The 8,668-nt window shown below is 40.0% G+C and carries 8 protein-coding genes; 6 read left to right on the top strand and 2 right to left on the bottom strand.

Annotated elements, in window-relative coordinates:
* Positions 1–113: 113 nt before the first annotated feature.
* The gene (locus BV375_RS37295; RefSeq protein ID WP_166507559.1) at positions 114–284 is read right to left on the bottom strand and encodes a hypothetical protein; all 171 of its coding nucleotides are present in this window, start codon (positions 282–284) and stop codon (positions 114–116) included.
* Positions 285–333: 49 nt separating this feature from the next.
* Here BV375_RS37295 and BV375_RS29795 point away from each other — a divergent pair, with 49 nt between their 5' ends.
* The 5 genes from BV375_RS29795 (at position 334) to BV375_RS29775 (ending at position 4,626) form a co-directional block, all read left to right on the top strand.
* Positions 334–1,233 (top strand): oxaloacetate decarboxylase, encoded by a 900-nt coding sequence (locus tag BV375_RS29795; RefSeq protein WP_086767232.1) that lies wholly within the window; start codon positions 334–336, stop codon positions 1,231–1,233.
* 209 nt (positions 1,234–1,442) lie between these two features.
* A complete protein-coding gene (locus tag BV375_RS29790) occupies positions 1,443–1,928 on the top strand; it encodes a glutathione peroxidase (RefSeq protein ID WP_086767231.1) in 486 nt (161 codons plus the stop codon).
* Between the two features lie 112 nt (positions 1,929–2,040).
* Positions 2,041–2,865 carry an SDR family oxidoreductase gene (locus BV375_RS29785; RefSeq protein WP_086767229.1) on the top strand — a complete coding sequence of 275 codons (825 nt, stop codon included), beginning with the start codon at positions 2,041–2,043 and terminating at the stop codon, positions 2,863–2,865.
* Positions 2,866–2,886: 21 nt separating this feature from the next.
* Positions 2,887–3,810 (top strand): alpha/beta hydrolase, encoded by a 924-nt coding sequence (locus BV375_RS29780; protein WP_086767227.1) that lies wholly within the window; start codon positions 2,887–2,889, stop codon positions 3,808–3,810.
* An 81-nt stretch (positions 3,811–3,891) separates the two neighbouring features.
* Positions 3,892–4,626, top strand: coding sequence for a glutathione peroxidase (locus BV375_RS29775; RefSeq protein ID WP_086767225.1), 735 nt, complete (start codon positions 3,892–3,894; stop codon positions 4,624–4,626).
* 58 nt (positions 4,627–4,684) lie between these two features.
* On the opposite strand, the gene BV375_RS29770 is transcribed toward BV375_RS29775, so the two are convergent.
* The gene (locus BV375_RS29770) at positions 4,685–6,082 is read right to left on the bottom strand and encodes a Rieske 2Fe-2S domain-containing protein (RefSeq protein ID WP_086767223.1); all 1,398 of its coding nucleotides are present in this window, start codon (positions 6,080–6,082) and stop codon (positions 4,685–4,687) included.
* Between the two features lie 707 nt (positions 6,083–6,789).
* On the opposite strand from BV375_RS29770, the gene BV375_RS29760 reads away from it, so the two are divergent.
* Complete coding sequence (locus tag BV375_RS29760; RefSeq protein WP_086767219.1) at positions 6,790–8,625, top strand: adenylate/guanylate cyclase domain-containing protein; 1,836 nt, start codon at positions 6,790–6,792, stop codon at positions 8,623–8,625.
* Positions 8,626–8,668: the final 43 nt, after the last annotated feature.

Raw genomic sequence — 8,668 nt, 5'->3', positions numbered from 1 at the left:
GTTGGGATTTTATTCTTGACGCTTTATTTGTATCAGGCTTTTCGTGAATTGGTATAACGCTCTTTAATCACTCTCGCGAGATAAAAATCTACAACCCTTATTATGCCGGACTTTTATAAATTTAGGCGTAGGTTGGGTTGAGGAACGAAACCCAACACCCAAAAACCTTGATCTAGTTGGGTTTCACTGCGTTCAACCCAACCTACATTTATTTTCTCTCCCCAAAGTGAGGGAAGAGCGCTAACCTTAAGCAGGTGCGATCGCCACAAAGTACAATTTGGCATCCAAGGCTGTATTCTCAAATAGGGGTATTCTGCATTTGTAAATTACTATATGTCTGCTGGACAAAAACTACGACAGTTATTGGCGCGTCCTGAAATTATTGTCATTCCTGGGGTTTACGATTGTCTGGGTGCTAAGTTAGCTGAAAACTCAGGTTTTGAAGTAGTGGCTACTAGTGGTTTTGGAATTGCTGCTTCTACATTAGGTTTACCAGACTACGGTTTTTTGACTGCTACGGAAATGCTCTACAGTGTAGGGCGAATTGCGCAATCAATTAGTGTTCCTTTGATTGCTGATTTAGATACTGGCTATGGTAACGCTTTGAATGCAAGCCGTACTGTTAAGGATGCTGTGCAGTTGGGTTTGGCTGGGGTATTGCTAGAAGATCAAGAATGGCCAAAAAAGTGCGGTCACTTTGAGGGTAAGCGAGTTATCCCCCTTGCAGAACACGCCGGGAAAATCCGCGCAGCAGTAGAAGCGCGAGGTGATAGCGATTTAGTCATTATTGCTCGCACCGATGCTCGTGCGCCTCTAGGTTTAGAAGAAGCGATCGCTCGTGGTCGAGCTTACATTGCCGCAGGTGCAGATATACTCTTTGTAGAAGCTCCCCAATCTGTTGAAGAATTAAAAGCGATCGCAGCTGCTTTCCCAGATGTGCCACTTGTAGCTAATATCGTTGAAGGTGGTAAAACTCCGCAAGTATCTACTTCTGAGTTACAGCAATTAGGTTTTAAAATAGTGTTTTTTCCTCTTACTGCTCTGTTAGCTGTCACCAAGATAATGACTGCTTGCTTTACTCACTTAAAAGCCCAGGGAAACACGACGAATTTTACAGATTTAGTAACCTTTCAAGATTTTCAAGAACTCATTGGTGTCCCCAACTATCTCCAAATGGAAAAGAAATTTGCTGCGGAAAACTATACATCAATGTCTGATACTACTCAAAAATAAAAATATCTATATTTCATAGGTATTGCCCAGCAAAATAAAATTATGTGGCAATAACTAGTTTACAAAGTTTCCACTTGTTGCTGAATCACCTAAAAATTAGAACTATAGATTATTTTCTTACGAAATGCAGAAAATAAAGCTAAAAAACTGGGTTATCGTTACCTACAATATGGGAAACTTGGCAATAGTTCTGAAAAAATAAATTTAAGATGAGTACCAAAATTTCTGACATTGCAGTCAAAACGATCAAAGGTGAGGATAAGCAACTTAGTGAGTACGCTGGCAAGGTACTCTTAATTGTGAATGTAGCTTCCTACTGCGGTTACACTCCTCAATATGAGGGACTAGAAAAGTTGAACCAAGAGTATAAGGAAGCAGGATTACGTATTTTGGCCTTTCCTTCTAATGATTTTGGCGCACAGGAACCTGGCAGCAATGAAGAGATTGTACAATTCTGCACGAGTAACTATGGAGTTAGCTTTGAACTATTCGATAAAGTTCATGCCAAAGGAGTGCAACAGCACCCGCTTTATGCGCGTCTTACCAATGCTGTTGAACCAACGGGGCCTGTAGCTTGGAACTTTGAAAAATTCTTAATCAATAAGCAAGGTGAAGTAGTGGCTCGTTTTAAAAGTACTGTTAAGCCTTATTCACCAGAATTAATTGCCACAATTGAAAGTGAATTAGCAAAATAGTCAACTCCCAAAGGGAGAATTTAAAATTCTCAATCAAAATTCAAAATAAAGTATCCCTATTCAATAAATTTAGGGGTTCTGGACTATGCTATTGATTGGTGTTTAAAAAATCATGAACATTGCAATTATAGGTTGTGGTTATGTAGGTTATGCAGTTGCTAAATATTGGCAAGATAAAGCGAATTTTACGGTTACTGCCACCACAACTTCACCTACACGTGTCTTAGCACTGCAAGCAGTAGCCCAAAACGTCATAGTAACTAAAGGCAACGATCCAGATGGTCTAAGATCGGTATTAAAAAATCAAGATCTAGTGCTGTTGAGCGTGGCTGCAAAAGGCGCAGACTTTTATGAAGAAGCATATTTGCAAACAGCTAAAACTTTAGTTTCTATCTTGCCAGAAATTCCTAGTATCAAGCAATTGATATATACAGGAAGTTATTCTGTATATGGCGATCAAAATGGCGCGTTTGTAGATGAAGAAACAACTGTTACGCCTAGCAGCCCTAATGGTAAAATCCTCCAAGAAACTGAAGAAGTTTTGCTATCAGCGTCCAGTAACAATCTTCATGTCTGCATTTTACGTTTGGGAGGCATTTACGGGACTGGTAGGGAACTGATAAAAATATTTGGTCGCCTTTCCGGGACAACTCGCCCAGGTAATGGTGATGACATCACCAATTGGATTCATCTTGATGATATTGTTGGTACTATTGAGTTTGCTCGGCAACACAATTGGCAAGGTATTTATAACGTAGTGGATGATGCACATCTCATTAGTCGAGAATTGTTTGATACTGTGCTAGCAAAACACAATTTACCTCAGATTATTTGGGACACTTCCCTCCAGAGTAACCGCCCATATAATGCTTGGGTATCGAATCAAAAAATCAAAAATGCGGGATATCAGCTAATACATCCACAAATGATTTTTTAGCAAATATTAAAGATAGGATTTATGCAATCATCATTTGTAACAGCATCTCCTACTCAATTTTACACTTGGCAGAATTATCGCTGTGCCTACGAAGTGCATCAACCGAATAATTCTCACCCTCAAGGTATTCCTCTACTATTAATTCATCCAATTGGTGTGGGATTGTCTCGGCAATTTTGGCAAAAGTTTTGTCGTGAATGGTATCAAACTGGGCATCAAAATCAAATTTATAACCCAGATTTATTGGGATGTGGTGAAAGTGATATGCCCCATGTAGCTTACACTCCTAATGATTGGGCAGAACAGTTACATTACTTTCTGCAAAAAGTGGTGCAAAAACCTGTAATTGTATTGGTGCAAGGTGCTTTATTATCAATTGCGATTAAATTAGTTCAAAAAGAACCAAACTTAATTCACTCCCTGATATTTGCTGGACCTCCAGCTTGGGCTACCATCACAAAACAATCACCAGTATGGCAGCAGAAACTAGCTTGGAATCTCTTTGATTCACCTTTTGGTAACGCTTTTTATCGTTATGCACGCACTCCAAAATTTTTGCGTTCTTTTTCAACTCGCCAACTTTTTGCCTCTAGCGATACTGTTGATTCAGAATGGTTGAATACATTAGTAATGGGTGCAAAAAATACTGCCAATCGCTATGCAGTATTTTCATTTTTATCAGGCTTCTGGCGACAGAATTATAGTAGCGAAATCGCGTCTATCACTCAACCAACATTAGTAGTTGTTGGAGAACAAGCATCGAGTATTAGCAGAGAAGGTAAAGCTGAAACCCCAGATGAACGTTTAGCCGACTACCTGGTCTGTTTACCTCAAGGGCGTGGAATTAAATTAACTGGGCGCAATGTTCTACCATATGAATCGACGGTTGAATTTGTTGCTGCGATCGCACCCTTTATTGATGAAGTTGCTTATAGCTCTTCCTAGCTGGTAAAATTGCACACTGGTTGACAGATACACTAGCCATCCCCTCATACTATCAATTGGTTGATTATTTCAGGAGGCCTAATGCTGTCAAATCGCCGAGGACAACGAGTTCCCAATGTTACATTTCGTACTCGTCAGAATAATCAGTGGGTAGATGTGACTACCGATGAACTATTTGCTGATAAGACAGTGGTTGTCTTCTCCTTACCAGGTGCTTTTACTCCCACTTGTTCTTCCACCCATCTACCTGGTTATAACCAGTTGGCTAATGTCTTTAAAGAAAATGGCGTGGATAACATTGTCTGTATTTCCGTCAATGATGCCTTTGTCATGAATGAATGGGCCAAAGACCAAGAAGCTAGTAATATCACTCTAATACCTGATGGTAACGGTGAATTTACTGAAGGGATGGGAATGCTAGTGGATAAATCAGACTTAGGCTTTGGTAAACGCTCATGGCGCTATTCCATGCTGGTAAAGAACGGTGTAATTGATAATATGTTCATTGAGCCAGAAGAGCCAGGAGATCCTTTTAAGGTATCTGATGCTGAAACAATGCTCAGGTATATTAACCCCCAAGCAGTAAAGCCCAAACTGATTTCCCTATTTGCAAAAGTGGGTTGTCCTTACTGTGCCCGTGCTAAGACCTTGCTCAAGGAGCATAGTCTAGATTATGAAGAAATTGTCTTGGGTAAAGATGTAACTACTCATTCTTTAAAAGCAGTTACAGGTGCGACAACAGTTCCCCAAGTATTTATTGATGGACAACTTATTGGTGGTTCAGAGGCGTTAGCAGCCTATTTTGGTGAAAACTAGATTGTAGTTAATGATCTAAAAAAGCGTTGCTTTGCCAAGAGCAACGCTTTTTTAGCAATTACTTATGAATTTCATTGCTTTTATAGAGTGTAACTACAGGTAAACCTCTTTTTGGGATACTGCTGATGAAGACTTGCTTAAAATCATCTAGAAACGAGGTTGATAATAAACTGAGGATTGATAAGATGATTGCGATCGCTACGAGTTTTACGGAAATGCCTATTAACATAAATACTAAGGTTAATAGTAGGAATAATCCAGTAACTATCTGACAAATAGTTCGCACTTGTTCTATCAAAAGCATAGAACCGCGACAATCAGGACAAAGCTTTGTATGCCTGTGCCATCTATCATATAGTTGTTCATTATTCAAATCTTTTGTACTGCCTTTTAGGCTATCTGCCCACGCAGGACTTCCGCCAGCAAATTCATCTAGCCATTTTCTAAAAGTGACAATTCCCACATCGGCTGGTGAAGGCATAAAGTATGCTTTTTGCCATTTTTTATGTAATACAGACTCAATTACCTCCTGAGAGTGCATTACTGTTAAATCTTGGTCAGTCAGCTTGTATACGGCTAAATGCTGTAAACCAGTTTGAAGATATTTTGGCAGTATATTAACCAAAGATTTCTTGGAAACCGAATCACCATCAGAAATAATCTTGCCAATATATCTACAGTAACCAGGTTGTGTTGGTACAAAATACAACTGAAATATATTAGTTTTCCCGTTAGGATAATGGTAGACCGTAGTATTGCTACAAGGCGGAGTAAACTTCCGTGTAGCTTCCATATCTTTGTTGAAGATATTGTAGCCTGTGTGCTTGAGAGTAAAACCTTCTTCAGCAGACATTTCGCCAACAGCTGCAAATTGTTGCATTGGTACTGCTGTTTTTGGAGAAAAAGGCCCAATTCCCTCATGCAAAAATTGGGCATGAGAGGGGTCAAAGCTACTTTCAACTGACACTGTGTAGCCAACAGGAACTTCTGACATCTGCCAGTCAGTGAAAGATATATCAAATTCACCTTCTGGTAATGTGGCTGGATGCTTTAAAGTACAATCTTCCAAGGCGCTGACACTATCATCTGGCCATACCCAAAGTAGTCCCTGAAGAATTTGAGTAGGATAAGTAGTAATATGAGACCTTAAACTATCGCAAGCTGTTTCTTCCGCTTCAGCAGTTAACATGGGAATTTTGGTGCATTTTCCTTCCCCGTTAAAACACCAACCATGATGTCTACACACGAGGTTCCCCTCTTCATTAATACTGCCTAAGGATAGCTGCGCTAGTTTGTGCGCACAAAAATCATCCATTACTATCCACTTTTGATGTGCATCTCTCCAAATCACCAGCTTTTTGCCAAGAAGTGTGGCGGGACTTGGGCTAGAAGGGTTGAGGTAGGTTAATGGACTAATTGGATACCACTGCTTAGTCCATGAAAATTGAGTTTCCATTAGCAAAATTTCAAATCAAAATTACAAAATTATTCATTCATCAAAAATTCACACATCTTAAATTTAGCGTAGAGGATATTTGGTAAGTAGTAACCGAATGTTTCTTATTTATACAAATATAAAAATAGCCTGTTATTTTTTAATCTCTGATTCATCAGCAATTATGCAAAAATACGCAATAACGAGCAAAAATTGATGAGTGGCTTGGTTGATTAAATCTAAAGTTTTTCTTATGAATAAGACTGCTGCAATTTTATATAAAAGAGAGGGTTACGATACATTTGAGTCAAGGCTTCTAGGTCTTCAAGCTGCGGGTGAAGGATTTCTGAAGGCTTTAGTGCAATATGGAACATTCGATTTACTATATTGTTTTGTTATATATCTGGCCAAGGAGAATTCGCTGAATTTTGCGATCGCATTCAACTTTGGATGAAACATCCTCGTCAGGTTAAATGGTTACCCACCAGTCACGATCGGGTACTTGCGCAAGCCGGAACAATCGATCGGCCATACCCCATATTATCTAAGGCAGAGACAGAGAGCATAAGCATTTTGACTCTACAACACATTTTCGGAACATGCATCTATCATTATGCTTGGTATTTAATCAGACATAATATGACACATTCTGCAACTGATTGTGTCAAGTCTGAGTTATTTTGCGCTAGCAAGATACAGTAGATAATCAATCATTTTGGTCTGGATAAATGTGGACAAAAGTTAGGCAAATACTTTGGCAATGGCGTAGCTTATGGGTTATCACCCCTAGTGTTGCTGGATTGATTATCTTACTCCGCTTTTCTGGATTTCTACAGTTCCCGGAGTGGACAGTATTTGACCAATATGTGCGTTTACGTCCCCTAGAACCACCTGACGATCGCATTGCAATTGTTGGTATTGATGAAGAAGATTTACACGAACTAATTGGACAGGACTACATTCCAGATAGTTTGCTGGCAAAGTTACTAGTAAAACTACAAGCGAGAAAGCCCAGAGCCATAGGTTTAGATATTTATCGCGATCTACCTGTGGAACCGGGACATACAGAATTAGTCAAAGTTTTTCAAAATAGTTCTAATATAATTGGTATCCAGCAAATAACTGGAGCAGGGGTTCCTCCTAACCCTGTGCTCAAAGCAAAGGGACAAGTAGGCGTTAATGGTTTACTTATTGACGCAGATGCCAAAGTCAGGCGAGGATTTTTGTCTATTAGCGATCGCCAGGGAAACAAGATTTGGAGCTTTGGAATGCTTGTGGCGTTACGCTATTTGCAGCCGCAAGGAATCAATCCTCCCCAAATTGACGCCCCAATATATCGCTTGGGAAAAACATTATTTCCGGCTTTTAGGGAAAATGATGGTAGTTATGTGCGGGCTGATGCTAGCAGATACCAGATTTTATTGAACTATCGAGGACCTAGACAGTCTTTTCACTCGGTTTCTATGAGAGATGTGTTGCAAGACAGGCTTCCGCCAGATTGGGGACGCGATCGCATCATCTTAATTGGTAATGTAGGTGAAATTTTTGAAGATTTCGTTTTTTCTCCCTTCAATAGCGGTTTTCCTTTGGGTATCGAACGCACGCCTAGGGTAGAAATCCATGCTAATCAAATTAGCCAAATTCTTAGCAGTGTAATCGATCGGCGTCCTTTAATAAAAACTTGGTCAAAGCCAGTAGAGTGGTTGTGGATTTTGTTATGGTCCGGAGTGGGTGCTACTCTAATTTGGGAATTACGATACACTGGCGGACTGAGCAAAGTTTCATTTCATAAGGTAATAGCGCCTTTTTTGGCTGCGATCGCTTTAATAGGTATATCTTATCTAGCTTTTTTAGGCGGTTGGTGGATACCAGTTGTACCGCCATTATTAGCTTTAGCGGGAAGTGCGATCGCTTTTACAGCTCACCTAGCCCGTACGGCGGGATCGATTCGGAAAACTTTTGGACGTTATTTAACTAATGAAGTAGTGGCGAATTTATTAGAAAATCCTGATGGGCTGAAGCTTGGGGGCGAACGACGCAAAATTACTATCCTTACCTCGGATTTACGCGGATTCACAGCTATATCTGAGCGTTTACCCGCTGAAGAAGTCATTAAAATTATCAATCTCTACTTGGGATACATGGCTGATGCGATCGCCCAATACCAAGGAACCATTGATGAATTCATGGGGGATGGTATTTTGGTACTATTTGGCGCTCCCACTGCTAGAGAAGATGATGCCATAAGAGCGATCGCTTGTGCTGTAGCCATGCAATTAGCGATGGAGCCTGTCAACGAAACTATGCAACAACTAGGATTACCCCTTCTAGAAATGGGGATTGGGATTAATTCTGGTGAAGTCGTAGTAGGTAATATTGGCTCTGAGAAACGTAGTAAATATGGAATTGTTGGAGGCCAAGTTAACCTCACCTATCGCATAGAATCCTATAGTCTCGGTGGACAAATTTTGATTTCAGAATCAACCTTCAAAGAGGTAGGTTCATTACTTAGAATTGATGAACAAAAAACTGTCCAACCAAAAGGTGTGCACCAGAAATGTTGAATGCTGATACAAAACTTTACATATTTAGGTACACTAAGTTTAA

The sequence above is a fragment of the Nostoc sp. 106C genome (assembly GCF_002154725.1).
Taxonomy (GTDB): Bacteria; Cyanobacteriota; Cyanobacteriia; order Cyanobacteriales; family Nostocaceae; genus Aulosira.
Note: the sequence above shows the minus strand (reverse complement) of the source record. Positions and strands in the feature narration are given on the sequence as shown.